Here is an 18988-nt window from a genome sequence, read left to right as displayed (position 1 = left end):
AATCAGAGAACACCGCAAAGGCATGCGGATAGTGCAACCTTTCGATGCGCATAAAAAACCGGGGCGTAATTGGTCGCCACCCCCCGGATAGATTAAAGTATCCACCCCTGCCAGGTCCGTCGCGCTACGCGCCCGCCCTGGCCCAATCCCAGGAACCGCCGCCGATGGAACACCGTGAAGCGCTGATCGCGCTACGCACCTTTCTTTCCTCCCAGATCCTAGGCCAGGAAAAACTGGTCGAGCGGCTGTTGATCGTGCTGCTGGCCGACGGCCACATGCTGGTCGAGGGCGCCCCGGGCCTGGCCAAGACCAAGGCCATCAAAGAGCTGGCCGAAGGTGTCGAAGCGCAGTTCCATCGCATCCAGTTCACGCCCGACCTGCTCCCGGCCGACATCACGGGCACTGAAATCTATCGCCCGGAAACCGGCAGTTTCGTCTTCCAGCAGGGGCCGATCTTCCACAACCTGGTGCTGGCCGACGAAATCAACCGGGCACCCGCCAAGGTGCAGTCGGCGTTGCTCGAGGCAATGGCCGAACGCCAGGTCAGTGTCGGGCGCAGTACGTACGACCTGTCGCCGCTGTTTCTGGTCATGGCCACGCAGAACCCGATCGAGCAGGAAGGCACCTACCCGCTGCCGGAAGCCCAGCTCGACCGTTTTCTGATGCACGTGAAAATCGGTTTCCCCGATGCGGCGGTGGAGCGACGCATTCTTGCCCAGGCCCGCGGTGAAGCGCTGGGAGGCGAAGTCAAACCTGAACGGCGTGTCAGCCAGCAGGCCATCTTTGCCGCACGCAAGGAAATCCTCGGCCTGTACATGGCCGACGCGGTGGAGGAATACCTGGTGCAACTGGTGATGGCCACGCGCACACCGGCCAAGTTCGATACCGAGCTGGCCGACTGGATCGCCTATGGCGCCAGCCCGCGCGGTTCCATCGCCCTGGATCGTTGTGCACGGGCGCATGCCTGGCTGGCCGGGCGCGACTTCGTCAGCCCCGAGGATATCCAGGCCGTGCTGTTCGACGTGCTGCGCCATCGCATCATCCTGTCCTTTGAAGCCGAAGCGGCCGGGGTCGACCAGGATCGCGTGGTCCAGCGCATCCTTGACGTCGTCGCCGTTGCCTGACCCCATGCCCACCGCTCAGCAGGCCGAACCCGGCATCCGCATCGGCCTCGCCGAGCTGATCGACATGCGCCACCGTGTGCGCGAAATCCAGTTGTTCTCCCGCCCTGGCCAGCGCAGCCCGCTGGTAGGCTTGCACCACTCCAAGCTGCGCGGGCGCGGCGTGGACTTCGACCAGGTGCGTGTCTATCAGGCCGGTGACGACGTACGCAACATCGACTGGCGGGTCACCGCACGCACCCAAGAGCCGCATACCAAGCTGTTCCATGAAGAGCGCGAGCGGCCGATCTTCATCCTCGTCGAGCAAAGCCAGCGCCTGTTCTTCGGCTCGGGGCTGATGTTCAAGTCAGTGCTTGCGGCCCAGGCCGCGGCGCTGTTCGGTTGGGCAGCGCTGGGCCACAACGACCGCATCGGCGGGCTGGTATTCGGCGATGATGAACACCATGAAATCAAGCCGCGGCGCAGCAAGCAGAGCCTGCTGCAGCTGCTCAACCGTATGGCGAAGGTCAATCAGGCGCTGCACACCGAAGCCGCGCCCCACGCCGACAGCCTGGGCCTGGCGCTGCGCCGCGCGCGTGAAGTACTGCGCCCAGGCAGCCTGGCCATCGTCATTTGCGACGAGCGCTCACTCAGCCCCCAGGCTGAACAGCACCTGGCGATGCTCTCGCGCCATTGTGACCTGCTGCTGATGCCAGTGTCCGACCCCCTCGACCATGCCTTGCCGGCAGCAGGCCTGCTGCGTTTCTCCCAGCGCGGCGCGCACCTGGAGCTCGACACCCTGGACACCAACCTGCGCCAGGCCTACCGTCAGCAGGCCGAAGCACGCATAGAACGCTGGGAGCTGATGGCCCAGAAACTGCGTGTGCTGCTGATGCCCCTGAGCACCCAGAGCGAAATGATCGAGCAACTGCGCGAATACCTGAATGCACAGCGCCCACGGAGCGGTTCATGAAGAGCAGCGCCCAATGAACCCTCTGGACCAGTTGCAACCGCTGATCCCCCCTTCAGCGATCGGCCTGTGGCCACCGGCACCAGGCTGGTGGCTGCTGCTTGGCGTCCTCCCCTTCCTGGCCTGGGGCCTGTGGCGGCTGCGCCGCTGGCGCCCAGGCAAGCGCAGGATAGTGCGTGCCGAGCAACCGCTGGACCCGGTACGCCTGGAAGCCCTGGCCGAGCTGGCCCTGCTGCCGCGCCCCTACGACGGCGCGCCGGCCGGGGCCTGGCTGCAACAGATCAACGCCTTGCTCAAGCGCCTGTGCCGCAACCACTACCCCGGCGCCAACAGCCATACCCTCAATGGCCGCCAGTGGCTGGCGTTCCTCGACAACCGCTGCCCCGCTGCCGGCCTGACCCGCTGGATGGTGCTGGTAGAAGGCGCGTACAAGCCGGAATGCAAGCTTGACGACAAGGCCATTGCCGGGCTCAGTCAGGCTGTCGAAACCTGGATCCGCAAACATGTTTGAACTGGCCTGGCCGTGGATGTTCCTGCTGCTGCCGCTGCCGTGGCTGGCGCGCCTGTTGCTGCCTGCCGCCGACAGCGGCGAGCCGGTGCTCAAGGTAGGCTTTCTCAATGAACTCGAAAGCCTGGCCGGGCGTCGGGCACGGCTGAACCTGCCGACCTTGCGTCAGCAGGCACCGTTCGCGCTGATCTGGCTGTTGCTGCTGCTCGCCGCTGCCCGTCCGCAGTGGCTGGGCGAGCCGCTACCGGTGGCCGCCAGCGGCCGGGACCTGCTGGTGGCGGTGGATGTGTCCGGCTCCATGGATTTCCCCGATATGCAGTGGCAGGGCGAAGAGGTCAGCCGCCTCGACTTGGTCAAGGCGCTGATGGGCGATTTCCTGCAAAACCGCGAAGGCGACCGCGTCGGCCTGATCCTGTTCGGCAGCCAGGCGTACCTGCAGGCACCCCTGACCTTCGACCGGCGTACCGTACGCACCTTCCTCGACGAAGCGCAGATTGGCATCGCCGGCAAGAACACCGCCATCGGCGACGCCATCGGCCTGGCGGTCAAGCGCTTGCGCCAGCGGCCGGCGCAGAGCCGGGTGCTGGTACTGATCACCGACGGTGCCAACAACGGCGGGCGGATCCATCCATTGACCGCTGCCCGCCTGGCCGCCCAGGAAGACGTGCGCATCTACACCATCGGCATCGGCGCCAACCCTGAGGCCAGCGGTACGCCGGGCCTGCTCGGCCTCAACCCCAGCCTGGACCTGGACGAGGCCTCACTGAAGGAAATCGCCGACCTGACCCATGGCGCCTACTTCCGTGCCCACGACGGCGCCGAACTGGATGCGATCGGCGATACCCTCGACCAGCTGGAACCGGTCGCCCAACAGCCAACCCAGGCCCGCACGGCAACCGCTTTGTATGCCTGGCCACTGGCCCTGGCCTTGCTGCTCAGCGTGCTGCTGGTGGTGGCGGTGCAATGGCCAGACAACCTGCTGCAGCGTGCGCTGCGCCGGCCACGCTTCCTGCAGCCCCACCCGCAATGGCGTGAGCGCCTCAAAAGGCTGCGCCTGAGGAGGCGGCGATGATCGACCTCTGGCCGCACTGGTTGCGCCCGCTCTGGCTGCTGGTGGTACCGCTGCTCGCCTGGCTGGTGTTCAAGCTCTGGCACCGGCGCAGGCGCGCCGGGCGCTGGCAGATGATCCTGCCGCCGGCCTTCCACCCGGTGCTGCTCGGTGGCGGCAGCGGCAGCCACAGCAAAATGCCCTGGGTCGCACTGGGCCTTGCCTGGTTACTGACGGTACTGGCGCTGCTCGGGCCGAGCTGGCAGCGCCTGGAAGAAACCCGCCAACGCCCGGCCGACCCGCTGGTGATCCTGCTGGAACTGACCCCGCAGATGCTTGCCCAGGACACGCCGCCCAACCGGCTGCAGCAGGCGCGGCGCAAGGTCCTTGACCTGCTCGAACACCGTCGCGACAGCCAGACGGCCTTGATCGTCTACGCTGGCAGCGCGCACACCTTGGTGCCACTGTCCGACGACCTGAGCACCACGCGCAACCTGCTCGAGGCCATCGACCCGTCGATCATGCCGCAGCCCGGCCAGCGCGCCGACCTGGCCGTGCAGAAGGGCCTGGCCCTGCTGGCGCAAAGCGGCCTGGGCCAAGGCCGCCTGTTGCTGATCGGTTCGGCATTGAGCGACCCGGAACGCCAGGGCATTGTCCAGGCCCTTGGCCGCCAGGGCCCGAGCCTGTTGATGCTCGGCATCGGTACCAGCGAAGGGGCGCCGGTCCGCCAGGCCAACGGCGAGTTTCTCAAGGACGAGCAAGGCGGCATTCTGGTACCGCGCCTGGACAGCGGCGGGCTCAGGGCGTTCATCAACGGCACCGGAGGACGCTACCGTCATGCCCGGATCGACGACCTCGACCTGCGTGGCCTCGGCCTGTACGACAACCCGCGCATCCTGCGCAATGACGGCCAGAACCTGCAGCTCGACAGCTGGGCCGACCAAGGCTACTGGCTGTTGATACCCCTGTTACTGCTGGCCGCCTGCGCGGGTCGGCGCGGCTGGCTGTTCTGCTTGCCGCTGCTGCTGGCCCTGCCGCAGCCGAGCCAGGCGTTCGAGTTCAATGACCTGTGGTTGCGCCCCGATCAGCAAGGGAAGCGCCTGCTTGAACAAAACCGCCCGGTGGAAGCCGCGCGGCACTTCCAGGACCCGCAATGGCGCGGCATGGCGCTGTACCAGGCCGGTGACTATGCCGCTGCCGCCACCGCCTTCGGCCAAGCCAATACCGCCGCTGCCCACTACAATCGAGGCAACGCCCTGGCCCGCAGCGGTGAGCTGGAAGCCGCCCTGGATGCTTACGAGCAGGCCCTGGAGCATCAACCCGACCTGAAGCCGGCGCTGGACAACCAGGCCCTGGTCCAACAACTGTTACAGCAGCGTCAAGGCCAGGCCGAGGAACAACCGGCCCAAGACGATGCCCAAGGCACGCCGGGCAGCGAGACCGAGGGCAACAGCAGCTCGGCGAGCAGCCCCGCCCAGGGTTCGCCGGGCAGCGAAGAACAGACAAACACCGATCAACCCGTTGAAGGCAGTGGCAACAACCAGGCCGCACCCGGTAACCAGGTGGGCGACGATGACAGCATCACCCAGCCGCCCAAGCGGCCGGTATCGACCAGCCTCGATGCCGAACAACGCCAAGCCCTGGAACAATGGCTGCGGGAGATCCCCGACAACCCGGCGCAGCTGCTGCGACGAAAATTCTGGTACGAACAGCAATTGCATCAGGAATCCCAACGATGAGTCGCCTTGGCGTCTTTCTCCTCAGCCTGATATGGGCCGTGCTCGCCCAGGCCGAACCGACCCTGCAGGCCAGTGTCGACCGCACCCGCCTGGAGGCCGGTGAAACCTTGGAGCTGACCCTCGAAAGCCAGGACGTGACCCAGTTCGGCAAGCCCGACCTGCGCGCCCTGGACGGCGACTTCGAAGTACGCGGCACGCGTCAGCTGAACAGCCTGCACACCCTCGATGGCGAGACCCGGGCCAGCACTCGCTGGATCATTACCCTGCTGCCGCGGCGCAGCGGCAGCTTGCGTATCCCTGAGCTGCAACTGGGGCAATCGCGCAGCCAGGCCATCGACCTGCAGGTGGTGCAAGCGGATGCCGACCGCCCGGACAGCGCGTCCCAGGTGTTCATCGAGGCTACCCTGGACACCAGTGATGTCTATGTCCAGGCGCAGGCCGTGCTGACCTTGCGCATCTACCATTCGGTGTCGCTGTACGACGACAGCAGCCTTAGCCCGCTGCGCCTGGAAAACGCCAAAGTCGAACCGCTGGGGGACTCGCGTACCTATGAGAAGGACATCAACGGCGTACGCCACGGGGTGATCGAGACACGCTACGCACTCTATCCGCAGCAGAGCGGCAGCCTGGACATCGCGCCCCTCACGTTCACCGCCACTGCTGCCGATAATGCGCAGCAGCCTGCGGGCAGCGCACGTACAGGCCGCCAGGTACAGGTCAGTTCACTGCCGCTGCGCCTGAACGTTCGCCCTATCCCCGCCGCCTGGCCCGCAGCCGAACCGTGGTTGCCAGCCCGTAGCCTGGCCCTCGAAGAACACTGGAACCCCGACCCCGGCACACAGCCAACCCAGATAGGCGACTCCCTGACCCGCAGCATCACCCTGCGCGCCGAGGGGCTGTCCAGCACCCAACTGCCACAATTGCCGGCCACCGAAATCGTCGGCCTGCGCCGCTACCCGGACCAACCGCTGCTGCGCAACGAAATCAGCGAGCGCGGCATGACCGCCAACCGCGAGGAGCGCGAAGCACTGGTGCCGACCCACAGTGGTGAGCTGGCGCTGCCGGCACTGGAGGTCACCTGGTGGAACACCCGCGAAGACCACCTGGAGCATTCCAGCTTGCCTGCGCGCACCCTGAACGTGCAGGACAACCCGGCCCTGAGCGCCGAGAGCCCGGTCGGTGATGCCAGCACGGGCAGCAGCCTGCTCTGGCCCTGGCAGCTCGCCACCCTGGTGTTCGCCCTGACCACGCTACTGGGCTTCACCCTGTGGTGGCGCGCCCGCTCGCAACCGGCCGTGCTGCGCGCCGCCCAGACTGGCCCCAGCCCACGCACCCTGCTGGACGACCTCAAGCGCGCCTGCCAGGCCAACGACCCACAGGCCACCCGCCAGGCGCTCGATGCCTGGGCGCGGCAACAGCCAGAGACCCTGGCGGAGATGGCGGCGCGGTTCGTGCCGCTGTCGGATGCTTTGGATGGTTTGAACGGGGCGTTGTATAGCGAGAGCGGCCAATATTGGCAGGGAGAGGATCTGTGGCGGGCGATAGGGACGATTCCACCGGCAGAACACGTGTTACTGCCGTCTGGGGAGCCAGGGGGCTTGCCACCGCTTTATCCGAAGTGATTGGGAGAGCGCGCGGGCCCGTCTAGCGTGCTGTAGCGCACGTCAGACAAGCCCGTCCAAACCAGGATGCGATCCTGGCTGCTCCCCCTCTGCGACAACCCTGAGCGATCAGATGAAGCGGTGACCCTGAAACGGGTTCCAGCCCTGCTCGCCTTTGGTCTGTTTCAAGTAATAAGCGTAATTGGTCAACATGCCGTACAACAGGGCAAAGGCCACACTGAAGCCTTGATCCAGCGCCCGAGGCACTGCATTACCCGTGGCAGCCTCGTAAACGCCTTCAAGCAGCCCGACGCCAATGATGATGGCCAGCATGACCAGGTTCTTCTTCCACATGCCTAGGACGAACCAGTAGATCGGGCCAAAGAAGAATCCGAGGAAATTGTTGTTGATCAACAGTTTCTTGCGAAACGGCAAAGCGCGGAACGCGGCTTTGTAGGTCGCTTCACGTGGGCCGCCGTGCTGATCGAAGAAGGCGAACCGCTCCTGCCATTTAGGCTTGAGGTTGGCGTAGTCGGCCTGGATTTGTGGCGTGCTTTGCATAAAAATTCCTTTTCAGATGGGATCCGGTAGCCCACACCCGCAGCACTGCAAGCGCCGCGGCCGGGGTAAGGGATTAGAGCATCGGCGATGGCTGGCATCAAGCAAGCAGATGGCCACTATGTCGACCCGTTCGCATAATGGATTGCCCTTGTAGCGCACTGCCCCGCCCTTTGAATGCACCGAACACGGCCAGGCTCCAGACAATCGCCAAGCCACTTGAGTTACCATACCGCCCTCCTTCGAAGGCCACCTTGGCGATGTCATGACGCCAAGCACCGAAGCCTTCATGTCCCAATCCAACAGGTCATCCATGCGTCTGTTTCACACCTCCGACTGGCACCTGGGCCAAAGCCTGCACGGCCAGGAACGCGACTTCGAACACGCCTGCTTCCTCGACTGGCTGCTCGGCCAGCTGCGCTTGCGCCAGCCCGACGCGCTGCTGATCGCCGGCGACATCTTCGACACGGTCAACCCGCCGGTCAAAGCTCAGGAGCGGCTATACGACTTCATCGTCCAGGCCCACGAGCAACAGCCGAAGCTGGACATCGTGATGATCGCCGGCAACCATGACTCCGGCTCGCGCATCGAGCTACCTGCCGCGCTCATGCGGCGTCTGCGCACCCACGCGCTAGGGCGCGTGCACTGGCTGGATGAGGGCCAGCTGGACGCCGAACGCCTGCTGATCCCGCTGACCAACGGCCGCGGCAAGGTCGCAGCCTGGTGCCTGGCGCTGCCTTTTTTGCGCCCAGCCGAGGTCACCGGCCCGCAGTTGGGTGACGATTACCTGCAGGGCATCAACCAGGTGCACCAGCAATTGATCGCGGCCGCGCAGAAAAAGCGCAAGAAGGACCAGGCGCTGGTCGCCATCAGCCACGCGCACATGGCCGGCGGCGCGGTGTCCGAAGACTCCGAGCGCAGCCTGATCATCGGTAACGCCGAAGCCCTTCCGGCCAAACTGTTCGACAAGGCCATCAGCTACGTTGCCCTGGGCCACCTGCACAAGCCGCAGAAGGTCAACCGCGAAACCCGCATCCGCTACAGCGGCTCGCCGATCCCACTGTCGTTCGCCGAAATCAACTACCCGCACCAGGTGCTGGAAGTCGAGCTCGACGGCGCCGAGTTGGTCAGCGTCGAGCCGCGCCCGGTGCCACGCGCCGTGGCCCTGCAGCGCATCGGCCCTGCGCCCTTGGGCGAACTGCTGGAGCAGCTTGCCGAACTGCCGGTGATCGACCTGCTCGACGACCCCAACCGCCAGCCGTGGCTCGAAGTGCGCGTGCTGCTGGACGAGCCGCAGCCAGACCTGCGCCAGCAGATCGAAAGCGCCCTGCACGGCAAGGCGGTGCGGCTGATCCGCATCAGCGCCGAATATGCCGGCCGTGGCAATGATGAGGAAAGCGAGCTTGAGTTCGTCGAACTGTCGCAGATGACCCCGCAGGATCTGTTCAGCCGCGCTTGGGAACAGGCTTATGGCAACCCCGCCGACGAGCAGGCCCTGGCCGACTTCGCCCTGCTGCTGCAGGACGTCCAGCTGGAAGAGGAACAGCCATGAAGATTCTCGCCATCCGCCTGAAGAACCTGGCATCCCTGGCCGGCCCGGTCGACATCGACTTCACCGCCGAACCCCTGGCCAGCGCAGGCCTGTTCGCCATCACCGGGCCTACCGGTGCCGGCAAGAGCACCTTGCTCGACGCCCTGTGCCTGGCGCTGTTCGGCACTGTGCCGCGGCTCAATGACATTGGCCGCGAAGCCAAGGTGCCAGATGCCGATGGCGAAATCCCCACCTCGGACCCGCGCAACCTGCTGCGCCGCGGCACCGGCAGCGGCTTTGCCGAGGTCGATTTCGTCGGCATCGACGGCCACCGCTACCGCGCGCGCTGGGAAGCCAACCGTGCCCGTGACAAGGCCAATGGCAAGCTGCAGTCCAGCCGTCAGAGCCTCTATGACCTGGACAGTGAGCAGGTGCTGGGCAGTGGCAAGAACGAATACAAGCAACTGATCGAAACCCGTCTGGGGCTCAACTTCGAGCAGTTCACCCGTGCTGTGATGCTGGCCCAGAGTGAATTCAGCGCCTTTCTCAAGGCCGACGACAAAGAACGCAGCGAGCTGCTGGAAAAACTCACCAACACCGCAATCTACACGCGCCTGGGCCAGCGTGCCTTCAGCAAGGCCCGCGAAGCCGGCGAGGCGCACAACGCGCTGAAAGACCGTGCCAGCCACCTGCTGCCGATGGCCGCCGAAGCCCGAATCGAGCTGGACACGCGTCTGGAGCAGGCGCAGCAACACTTCAAGGCCGAGCAAGCCCGCCAGCGCCAGCTGGAGCAACAGCGCACCTGGCTCAACGAGCAACGCCTGTTGCAGACGCAACTCAGCGAAGCCGGCGCCGCCCTGCACGCTGCCGAGCAGAACTGGCAAGCCATGGCCGAGCAACGCCTCGACCTGCAGCGCCTGGAACGCCTGGCACCGCAACGGCACCAGTTCCATCGCCAGCAAGTACTGACCGCACAGCTGACGCCGTTGGCGGCGCAGATTGCCGAGCAACAACAGCTGCAAGCTGAGCTGCAGGGGCACACCCAGGCGCTGGAGCAGGCGCTGGTAGCCGCGCGCCAGGCACTGGCCGACAGCCAGGCGAAGCACAGCGACAGTGCCCCGCGCCTGCGCCAGGCGTTTGCCGGCCAGGACAGCCTGGCGCGCCTCGACACTGAGCTGGAGGCGCAACGCACCGCCAGGGAGCAGGCCGACCTGCACGTCGCCGAAGGCCAGCAACAGTTGCAGCAACTGGATGAACACCAGCAGCGCAGCCTGCAACAGCTGGCGCAGATCGACACGGCCTTGGCAGACAGCCAGCACCTGGCCGGCCTGGCCAATGCCTGGCAGGCCTACCTGCCACAACTCAAGCAAGTCATGGTGATTGGCGGGCGCCTGAGCAAGGGCCGTGAGGAGCTGCCTGGCCTGCAGGCGCGCGCCAGCGAGGCCAACGCGCAGTGGCAGGCCCAGCATGACGCGTTCGAGCTGATGTTCCGCGAAGCCAAAGCCGAGCCGCAGGCGCTGGCGGAGCAAATCGACCTGCTCGGCAACATGCTGCAGGACAATCGCAAACAGCAGCGGGCGGTCGAAGAACTGTCGCGCCTGCATGGCCGCGAGCAGGAGCTGCGCAGTCAGCTGGAGGGGCTGCGAGAACGTCACCAGCAGGCCATGCAGCAACGCCAACAGCTGATCGGTGAAGGCACCGCAGCCAAGGCGGAGCTGGAAGCGGCCGAGCAGGCGCTCAACCTCACACGCCAGTTGCTGGAGCGTCAGCGCCTGGCACGCAATACCAGCGTCGAAGAGCTGCGCGGCCAACTGCGCGACGGCGAACCGTGCCCGGTCTGTGGCAGCGCTGAACATCCGTTCCACCAGCCTGAGGCTTTGCTGCAGAGTTTGGGCCGACATGACCAGGCCGAAGTGGATGCTGCGCAAAAGCACGTCGAAACGCTCAACGGCAAACTGGTGGAGCTGCGCACGCAGCTTGGCGTGGTCAACGCCCAGCTCAAGGACCATCAACAGCAACAGGCGCAGCTGGGCGAACAGTTGCAGCCGCTGGTTGCACAGGTACAGTCGCACCCCCTCTGGCCTGCCCTGGCGCCACAGGACGACAAGGCCCGTACCGCGTGGCTGGACAGCCAGCTGCAGCGCCTGGACGATGAGATCAAAAAGGACGAGAAGCGTCAAAGCGCCCTGCTCGCCCTGCAAAAAGACGCCGCCCGCCTCACCCAGCAATTGCAGGCCGCGCAGCAGGCGCAGCAAGAGGCCCAACGCCACCTGGAGCAACAGCACCAGGCCTTGGCCAACGATGAACAGCATCTGCAACAAGGCCTCGATGACTTGGCCAATGTGCTTCCGGCTGATGTGCTGAAGGCCTTGAGTGATGATCCGGCCAATGCCTTCCTCAGCCTCGACCAGCAGATCGCGCAGCGCCTGCAACAGCTGGAGCAGCGCAAGGACGAACAGGACGAGCAGCACGCGCGCCAACTGCAACTGGACAAGCTACGCGACCAGCAGCAGACGCGCCTGCAGGCTCAGCAACACCTGCAGCACACCCTCGACGCCCTCCAAGCGCAGCGCCTGCAGGCCCAGGCGGAGCTGGCCACGCTGCTCGGCGAACATAGCAGCGCCGAAGCGTGGCAACACCACCTCGAAGCGCAGCTGGAACAGGCCCGCGCCCTCGATGCCGAAACCGCAGAGCGCCTGCAGGCGCTGCGCAACCAGGGCGTGCAATTGGCCGCGGAGTTGAAGGCCAATACCCAGCGCCAGCAGGCGCTGGAGCAGGAGTGCCAGCAGCTTCAGCACGCAGTCGCGCAATGGCGCAGCGAACATCCCGAACTGGATGACAGCGGGCTGGACCGCCTGCTGGCCATGGACGATAACCAGCTCAGTACCCTGCGCCAGCAGCTGCAGGCAGCAGAAAACGCCATCGAGCAAGGCCGCGTGCTGCTCCAGGAACGTGAACAGCGCCTGCAGCAGCACGCCGCTCAGGCACAGGGTGACCTGCATGGCGAAGACCTTGAGCAAGCACTGGCCGGCCTTGCCGAGCAACTGACCGCTCAGGAACAGCAATGCGCCGAGTTGCGCGCGCAGCAGGCTGACGACCAGCGTCGCCAGCAGGCGTACCAGGCCCTTGCCTGCGAAATCGAACAGGCCCACCAACAGTGGCAACGCTGGGCACGCCTGAATGCGCTGATCGGCTCAGCCTCTGGCGATGTGTTCCGCAAGATCGCCCAGGGCTACAACCTCGACCTGCTGCTGCACCATGCCAACGCCCAGTTGCGCCAACTGGCGCGGCGCTACCGTCTGAAACGTGGCGGCAGCGCCCTGGGGTTGCTGGTGCTGGACACCGAAATGGGCGACGAACTGCGCTCTGTGCACTCCTTGTCTGGCGGTGAAACCTTCCTGGTCTCGCTGGCGCTTGCCCTGGGCCTGGCGTCAATGGCCTCAAGCACCCTGCGTATCGAGTCGCTGTTCATCGACGAGGGGTTCGGAAGCCTCGATCCTGAGTCGCTGCAGTTGGCCATGGACGCCCTCGACGGTCTGCAGGCGCAGGGGCGCAAGGTCGCGGTCATTTCTCACGTACAAGAGATGCACGAGCGTATTCCGGTGCAGATCCAGGTGCGTCGCCAGGGCAATGGCCTGAGTGATGTCGAGGTGTGCGGGTGATTCTTTTCTCCTTCCGCCGCTGCCCTTGGGCCATGCGAGCGCGCCTGGCCCTGCACTATGCCGGGTGCGAGGTGCACATCCACGAAGTGGCGATGAAGAACAAGCCGGCCGCCTTGCTGGCTTTGTCACCCAAGGGGACGGTACCGGTGCTCGATACCGGTGAAGGCGTGCTGGAGGAAAGCCTGGACATCATGCGCTGGGCGCTCGAGCGCAATGACCCGCAGGACTGGCGGTTGCAAGCCGACCCTGCCGCCGCGCGACAGGCTGAACGGCTTATTGCCCGCAACGACAGCGAGTTCAAAGCGCAGGTCAACCTGTACAAATATGCCGAGCGATACCCCGAGCACACGCGCGAACACTACCGCCAGCAGGCCGAGGCCTGGCTGGCCGAGCTTGAGCAGCTGCTAGAAGGCCGGCCTTACCTGCTGGCCAGCCATGCAAGCCTGGTCGACGCCGCGCTGTTGCCCCTGATGCGCCAGTTTGCCGGGGTCGAACCGCAGTGGTTCGCCGAGGCGGCTTATCCGCGTGTGCGGAGCTGGCTGGAGAGGTGGTTGGCGTCTGAGCTGTTCAAGGCGGTGATGGCCAAGTGAGTTGGCCCGCGCCTGTCGCGGTTCGCGCAGGGCTCACAGGTTGTGTTTAGCGCTCAAGGCCGCATGAAAATGGGCGCTCTGGCGCAGGTACTGCTCGGTATAGCTGTGGGTGGCGGTTACCTTGTTGCGGGAATCAGCCTGGGCATGCGCCGGCAGCACGACTGAGGCGGAAAGGGCGGATGCGGCGATGACCGGGAAAAGATTGAAGTTCATCTGGGCAGACCTCGACTTCGGTGGTTTGACGTTGGCCCGCCTGGGCCTTGGGTCAAACTTACGCCGCTGAGGTCCGCCACAGAAATTCATTGCGGTGGTAGGGATTATCACGTCCATCGATAGTCAATCGATAAACTTCAGGTCCGAAGGCGCGTCCTGTGGCAAGGTCTGCACGGTTTCACCGAGCTTGCCAGTACGCGGGTCGCGACGGATGACCACGATCTGGTTGCTCTTCTGGTTGGCCACCAGCAGGAAGTTGTCGCTTGGGTCCAGCGCGAACTCCCGTGGGTGGTCGCCCTCTACCGAACGGCGCTGCAAAAAGGCCAATTGGCCGTCCTCTTTGCCCACGCTGAAAACCACGATCTCGTTGGCTGTGCCACGGTTGCTGACATACAGGAAGCGCCCGTCTGCCGACAGGTGCAGTCCGCCCGCGGCCTTGGCCGCAGCGTCTTTCTGCTCGGTCAGCGGCAGGCGCTGGCGTTCGTGCAGCGCAGCGTCGTCGACATCGAACACGACCACTTCGGCGCTCATTTCCAGTGTCAGGTAGGCATGCCGCCCCTTGGCATCGAACAACAGATGACGCGGGCCGCTGCCGGGCGGCAGCTCGACGGACGCCGGTATCGCAGCGCTCAGGGGCCGGTCGACGCTGGCGCCGTCGTAGCGGTAGATGAACACCTTGTCCGCGCCCAGGTCGCTGGCATACAGGTGGCTGCCATCGGGCGACAGCACCACGGCGTGCACATGGGCACCGGCCTGGCGCTCGGGGTTGACGCCGCTGGCCTTGTGCCGCGCTTGTTGCACCACCTCCTTGAGCTTGCCGTCCTTGGCCACCGGGATCACCACCAGGCTGCCGCCCGGGTCGGGGGCGACAGCATAGTTGGCGACGAACAGGTAACGCTGGTCGCGGCTCAGGCTGGCGTGTGTCGGTTCATCGCCACGGCTGGCCACCTGGTTGAGCGGCTTGATCTCGCCGTTGCCGTTCACACTGAAACTGCTGGCATGGCCCTGCGGCGTTTCGTTGACCGTGAACAGTTGCCGCTGGTCGGCCGAGAGTACCAGCCACGACGGGCTGACGCTCTTGACCACCTGCTGCGGCGTGGGGTCGATACGGCCAGTCTTGCTGTCGAACAGGTAGCGGTAGATACCTTGGCTGGCGCCATCGGTGTAACTGCCCACCAGCAGCGTGGCAGCCTGGGTAGTGAAAGTCAGGGTCATGAGGCTAGCGGTCAGCAGGCTCGTCCAAGTCCGGTTCATGGTGTTCTTCTTCATCCGGGGCGCGAAAGGCACTCATACAGACTAGACGATGCTCACCCTGGGCATCGTGCAGTTGCCACTCGTCACCGGCACCGATGGCGGCGGCGACCTGTTCGGCAGTGAAGGTCCAGCGACGGTGTTGGCGGCCGTCCATGCATTCGACCGTCAGGCCTGTTGCATCGAGGGTGAAGTCGAAGGCGTGGAGGCCGTCGATCAGTAGCATGTCGCAGGATGCGAGGGCGGTGGTGAGGGAGGACATGGGGGTACCCATTGCAAGTGAGCCGGCATTATAACCTTGACCCTGCGTTGCATGGCACCGGCTTCACAGGTGATCGCCGGCAAGCCGGCTTCCACAGGCCTTGTGGGCTGGCTTGCCAGCGATGGGCCGCAAAGCGGCCCCCCGCACTCAATGGGCGAAGATCGAACCGCCCTGCTTGCCTGCCATCTTCTCGGGCTTGATCAGGAACCGCGCCAGCGCCGGCAGCAGCCACAGCGCACCGAACATGTTCCACAGCAGCATGAAGGTCAGCATCAGCCCCATGTCGGCCTGGAACTTGATGGCCGAGAAGATCCAGGTGCACACGCCGATGGCCAGGCACAGGCCGGTGAACAGCACCGCCTTGCCGGTCGAACGCAGGGTTTGGTAATAGGCCTCCTGCAGCGGTAGGCCGGCACGCAGGAAGCTTTCCAGACGGCTGTAGATGTAGATGCCGTAGTCGACACCGATACCCACGCCCAGCGCCACCACGGGCAAGGTGGCGACCTTCACGCCGATCCCCATGAATGCCATCAGCGCATTGCCCAGCACCGAGGTCAGCACCAGCGGCAGGACGATGCACAAAGTGGCAGCAAAGGAGCGGAAGGTGATCAGGCACATCACCGCCACGCAGATGTACACCAGGATCAGGATGGTCAGCTCGGCCGACTTGATCACCTCGTTGGTCGCAGCCTCGATCCCGGCGTTGCCCGCCGCCAGCAGGAACTGCAAGCCGTCCTTGTCGTGGCTTTCGGCAAACGCCTTGGCAGCGCTGGTGACCCGCTCGAGGGTTTCGGCCTTGTGGTCGTTGAGGAACACCAGCACCGGTGCCAGCGAGCAGTCGGCGTTGTACAGGCCGTCGGCGCGGGCGATGGAGTTGTTGAGGATGTCAGGGTTGCGCGACAAGGTTTCCCATTTCAGGCTGCCCTCGTTCATGCCCTTGATCACCTGCTTGGACACCGTCACCAGGGAGATCGCCGACTGCACGCCGGGGGTGTTTTCCATGGTCCACATCAGCTCGTCGATCGGTGCCATGGTCGAGTGGATCGAGCAGCTTTCGGCGGGCGTCTTGACCATCACCACCAGCACATCGGAGCTGGTCGAGTAGTTGCTGATGATGAAGTTGTTGTCCTGGTTGTAGCGCGAGTCCGGGCGCAGCTCCGGCGCGCCCTGGTCGAGGTCGCCGATTTTCAGGTTCTGGCTGTACCACAAGCCGCCAGCGAAGGCGACCAGGGCCAGGGCAATGGACACCGGCGCCACCTTGGCACTGGCGAAATTCGACAGCAGGCGCCAGAACGGGTGCTCACGGGTGGCGTCCTCCTTGCTGCGCTCGATGGCCTTTTTGCTGATGCCGATATAGGAAATCGCGACCGGCAGCAGGATCAGGTTGGTGAAAACGATGACCGCCACGCCGATCGACGCACCGATGGCAAGTTCGCGGATCACGCCGATGTCGATGATCAGCAGGGTAATGAAGCCCACGGCGTCGGCGAGAATGGCGATCATCCCGGGCAGGAACAGCTGGCGGAAGGTGCGCCGGGCGGCGGTCAGGGCATTCTCGGCGTCACTGGACTGCAGGGCGATGCCGTTGATCTTCTGCACCCCATGGGAAATGCCGATGGCGAAGATCAGGAATGGCACCAGCATCGAGTAAGGGTCCAGGCCAAAGCCCACCACATGCATCAGGCCCAATTGCCAGACCACTGCCACCAAGGTGGTGATCAGCACGGCGATGGTGCTGCGGATGCACCAGGTGAACCAGTAGAGCAAGACCCAGGTGATGACCAGCGCGACACCAAAGAACATCGCCACCATCACCAGGCCGTCGATCAGGTCACCGACCTTTTTGGCGAAGCCGACGATGTGCACCTTCACATTGGGGTTCTGTGCCTGGAACTTGTCGCGGATTTTCTCCTCGAGCAGATGCGAGAACTGCTGATAGTCCAGCTTGACCTGCTTACCGGGGTCTTGCGGATCGGGGTAGCTTTCCAGCAAAGGTACATCGACGATGCTGGATTTGAAGTTGTTGCCCACCAGGCGCCCGACCTGGCCGGACTTGAGCACGTTGTCGCGCAGTGAGTCGAGGCTGTCCTGCGAACCGTCGTACGTATTGGGGATGACTTCACCGCCGGAGAACCCCTCCTCGGTGACTTCACTCCAGCGCACGCTGGGGCTCCACAACGACTTGAGGCCCGCACGGTCGACGCCGGGGATGTAGAACACCTCGTCATGGATCTGGCGCAGGGTCTCCATGTAGTCCTTGTCGAAAATGTCGCCGTTGACCGCCTCGACCGAAATGCGCACGGTGTTGCCGAGGTTGGCCAGGTCGTTGCGGTGCGCCATCATCTGCTCGATGAACGGGTGTTCGAGCGGGATCATCTTCTCGAAGCTGGTCGAGGGGCGGATCTGCGAGGCCTGCCAGAACAGGAAGATGCTCACCAGCACGCACAGGGCGATGACCACCGGGCGGTTGTTGAAAATCAGGCGTTCCAGCAGCGTGGGCTTGTCCTGGTGGTGGGGGTGCATGATGCTCTCTCGACTGGTCATGGGCGAGGCTCCTGGGCTGCCTGGTCGGCTCCTTCAGCGGTGGCCAGGTGGACACCACCCTGCCCTACCAGCAGCAAGCCACCATTGGCCAGGCCACTGACGCCGGCCAAGGCGATACGGTCGGCGCGGTTGTAGACCGTGAAGCGCTTCCCGTCATCGATGCTGCGCAGCACGCTGCCGCCATTACCGACCAATACCAGGCTGCCATCATCCAGAAGCGTAGCGCTGGCCAGGCCGAATTCGAGGTTGCCGCGTGCGGCCTTGAGTTCGATCGGCTGCCAGCTGTCGCCGAAGTCCGTGGAGCGGAACAGGTTGCCGCGCAGGCCATAGGCCAATAACGTCTGCGGCTGGGCGGTGCCGATCACGCCGAACAGCGAGCCCTCGTAGGGCCCGTCGACCTTGCTCCAGCTCTGCCCGCTGTCGCTGGAGCGGAACATGCTGCCCTGCTCGCCGACGATGAACAGGCCGGCATCCCTGATCTGGGCAATGCCGTTGAGGTGCATCTGGTCGGGGTTGTCCAGGCGCTCGGCGACGTCCTGCCAGTGCTGGCCGCCGTCGCGGGTTTCCAGCAATGCACCGTAGGCGCCCACGGCAAAGCCGTGCTGGGCATCGAGGAAAGTGGCATCGAGCAGCGGGGCTTCACGGGCAAGGTCTTCGAACTGCTTGCTCCAGGTCGCACCGCCATCGTTGCTGGCGAGAATCTGCGCGTCGTGCCCGACTGCCCAGCCACGCTTGTCGTCGATGAAGAACACTGCGGTGAGCAATTGCCGGGTAGGCACCCGCGCTTGGGTCCAGGTCTTGCCCTGGTCATCGGAGAAAAGAATGTGGCCGCGATCGCCCACCACCACCAGGCGCTTGCCAGCATGAGCGGCGTCGATCAGCAGGCTCTGGCTGGCCTTTGCCGATTCGGTGGAATACTCCTGGGCAGCGGCGGCCTGCGTGCTCCCCGCCCACATCGCCAGTGCCAGCGCCAGCGTTGCGCTGGCCGCCAACGGCCAGGCACTGCGCCTGGCATGCGTCATCACCCGCTCCCTCATGACCATCCCCTGTTTGTTGTTCTTGGTGGGTCTGTGCCTTGCAGGTACTGCGAAAACCCTGTAGTAGAGGCCTGCAATAGCTTCGGGCCATCGTAGCGGGGATGATTGCGGGAACACAACGAGCAGGACGTTATGTTTTGTTAACCAGACACGGGGGGCTGTTGCACAGCCCAATCGCCGGCAAGCCGGCTCCCACCACGATCGCGCAGTTCTTCAGGCCTGCGCTTTGCCTATGGAAGCAAGCTTCTTGCCCAATTCCTAAAAGCCGGTCCAAATCCCTGTGGGAGATTCTATGGTTATCAGCAAGCCATTTTCCCGCCTTTGGTAACGTATTCGTCCTGATTTCTCATCAGGGCGAATGCCACTCGTGCGAG

The 18988-nt window shown here is 64.6% G+C and carries 15 protein-coding genes; 9 read left to right on the top strand and 6 right to left on the bottom strand.

Annotation, left to right across the window (positions count from 1 at the left end):
• Nucleotides 1–164 precede the first annotated feature (164 nt).
• Genes ACIPZH_RS24710 through ACIPZH_RS24685 form a run of 6 tightly spaced genes read left to right on the top strand, consistent with a single transcriptional unit; the run spans nucleotide 165 to nucleotide 6987 of the window.
• Entirely contained in the window at nucleotides 165–1124 is a 960-nt protein-coding gene (locus ACIPZH_RS24710) for a MoxR family ATPase (RefSeq protein ID WP_039601915.1), read from the top strand.
• Nucleotides 1125–1128: 4 nt separating this feature from the next.
• Nucleotides 1129–2073 (top strand): DUF58 domain-containing protein, encoded by a 945-nt coding sequence (locus ACIPZH_RS24705; RefSeq protein ID WP_241803100.1) that lies wholly within the window; start codon nucleotides 1129–1131, stop codon nucleotides 2071–2073.
• A gap of 13 nt (nucleotides 2074–2086) precedes the next feature.
• Nucleotides 2087–2581, top strand: coding sequence for a DUF4381 domain-containing protein (locus tag ACIPZH_RS24700; RefSeq protein ID WP_241803099.1), 495 nt, complete (start codon nucleotides 2087–2089; stop codon nucleotides 2579–2581).
• Nucleotides 2574–3650 carry a vWA domain-containing protein gene (locus tag ACIPZH_RS24695; protein ID WP_400638187.1) on the top strand — a complete coding sequence of 359 codons (1077 nt, stop codon included), beginning with the start codon at nucleotides 2574–2576 and terminating at the stop codon, nucleotides 3648–3650. The genes ACIPZH_RS24700 and ACIPZH_RS24695 overlap by 8 nt, the downstream gene beginning before the upstream one ends.
• Complete coding sequence (locus ACIPZH_RS24690; protein WP_400638186.1) at nucleotides 3647–5365, top strand: tetratricopeptide repeat protein; 1719 nt, start codon at nucleotides 3647–3649, stop codon at nucleotides 5363–5365. Before ACIPZH_RS24695 ends, ACIPZH_RS24690 begins: the two co-directional genes overlap by 4 nt.
• A complete protein-coding gene (locus ACIPZH_RS24685) occupies nucleotides 5362–6987 on the top strand; it encodes a BatD family protein (RefSeq protein WP_400638184.1) in 1626 nt (541 codons plus the stop codon). The genes ACIPZH_RS24690 and ACIPZH_RS24685 overlap by 4 nt, the downstream gene beginning before the upstream one ends.
• A gap of 108 nt (nucleotides 6988–7095) precedes the next feature.
• Here the strand turns inward: ACIPZH_RS24685 and ACIPZH_RS24680 are convergent, their stop codons facing one another.
• A complete protein-coding gene (locus tag ACIPZH_RS24680; RefSeq protein WP_400638183.1) occupies nucleotides 7096–7527 on the bottom strand; it encodes a DUF2628 domain-containing protein in 432 nt (143 codons plus the stop codon).
• A 310-nt stretch (nucleotides 7528–7837) separates the two neighbouring features.
• Between ACIPZH_RS24680 and ACIPZH_RS24675 the strand changes: the two genes are divergently transcribed.
• The 3 genes from ACIPZH_RS24675 to ACIPZH_RS24665 are packed head-to-tail and all read left to right on the top strand — an operon-like array spanning nucleotide 7838 to nucleotide 13307.
• Nucleotides 7838–9076 carry an exonuclease SbcCD subunit D C-terminal domain-containing protein gene (locus ACIPZH_RS24675; RefSeq protein WP_241803091.1) on the top strand — a complete coding sequence of 413 codons (1239 nt, stop codon included), beginning with the start codon at nucleotides 7838–7840 and terminating at the stop codon, nucleotides 9074–9076.
• Nucleotides 9073–12717, top strand: a complete 3645-nt coding sequence (locus tag ACIPZH_RS24670) for an AAA family ATPase (RefSeq protein WP_400638181.1) — start codon at nucleotides 9073–9075, stop codon at nucleotides 12715–12717. The genes ACIPZH_RS24675 and ACIPZH_RS24670 overlap by 4 nt, the downstream gene beginning before the upstream one ends.
• A complete protein-coding gene (locus ACIPZH_RS24665; RefSeq protein ID WP_267822177.1) occupies nucleotides 12714–13307 on the top strand; it encodes a glutathione S-transferase in 594 nt (197 codons plus the stop codon). Before ACIPZH_RS24670 ends, ACIPZH_RS24665 begins: the two co-directional genes overlap by 4 nt.
• 33 nt (nucleotides 13308–13340) lie before the next feature.
• On the opposite strand, the gene ACIPZH_RS24660 is transcribed toward ACIPZH_RS24665, so the two are convergent.
• From ACIPZH_RS24660 to ACIPZH_RS24640, 5 genes are all read right to left on the bottom strand, one after another.
• Nucleotides 13341–13520 carry a hypothetical protein gene (locus ACIPZH_RS24660; RefSeq protein WP_400627013.1) on the bottom strand — a complete coding sequence of 60 codons (180 nt, stop codon included), beginning with the start codon at nucleotides 13518–13520 and terminating at the stop codon, nucleotides 13341–13343.
• 123 nt (nucleotides 13521–13643) lie between these two features.
• A complete protein-coding gene (locus ACIPZH_RS24655; RefSeq protein ID WP_400627011.1) occupies nucleotides 13644–14774 on the bottom strand; it encodes a lactonase family protein in 1131 nt (376 codons plus the stop codon).
• Nucleotides 14740–15033 carry a DUF5629 family protein gene (locus tag ACIPZH_RS24650; RefSeq protein WP_267822171.1) on the bottom strand — a complete coding sequence of 98 codons (294 nt, stop codon included), beginning with the start codon at nucleotides 15031–15033 and terminating at the stop codon, nucleotides 14740–14742. Before ACIPZH_RS24650 ends, ACIPZH_RS24655 begins: the two co-directional genes overlap by 35 nt.
• Before the next feature lie 147 nt (nucleotides 15034–15180).
• Nucleotides 15181–17577 (bottom strand): RND family transporter, encoded by a 2397-nt coding sequence (locus ACIPZH_RS24645; protein ID WP_400638180.1) that lies wholly within the window; start codon nucleotides 17575–17577, stop codon nucleotides 15181–15183.
• Nucleotides 17574–18614 (bottom strand): WD40/YVTN/BNR-like repeat-containing protein, encoded by a 1041-nt coding sequence (locus ACIPZH_RS24640; protein WP_400638178.1) that lies wholly within the window; start codon nucleotides 18612–18614, stop codon nucleotides 17574–17576. Before ACIPZH_RS24640 ends, ACIPZH_RS24645 begins: the two co-directional genes overlap by 4 nt.
• Nucleotides 18615–18988: the final 374 nt, after the last annotated feature.

The organism is Pseudomonas sp. NPDC089758, assembly GCF_044748705.1.
GTDB lineage: Bacteria > Pseudomonadota > Gammaproteobacteria > Pseudomonadales > Pseudomonadaceae > Aquipseudomonas > Aquipseudomonas putida_X.
The sequence above is the reverse complement of the archived record's forward strand: the minus strand, read 5'-3'. Positions and strand labels throughout refer to the sequence as shown.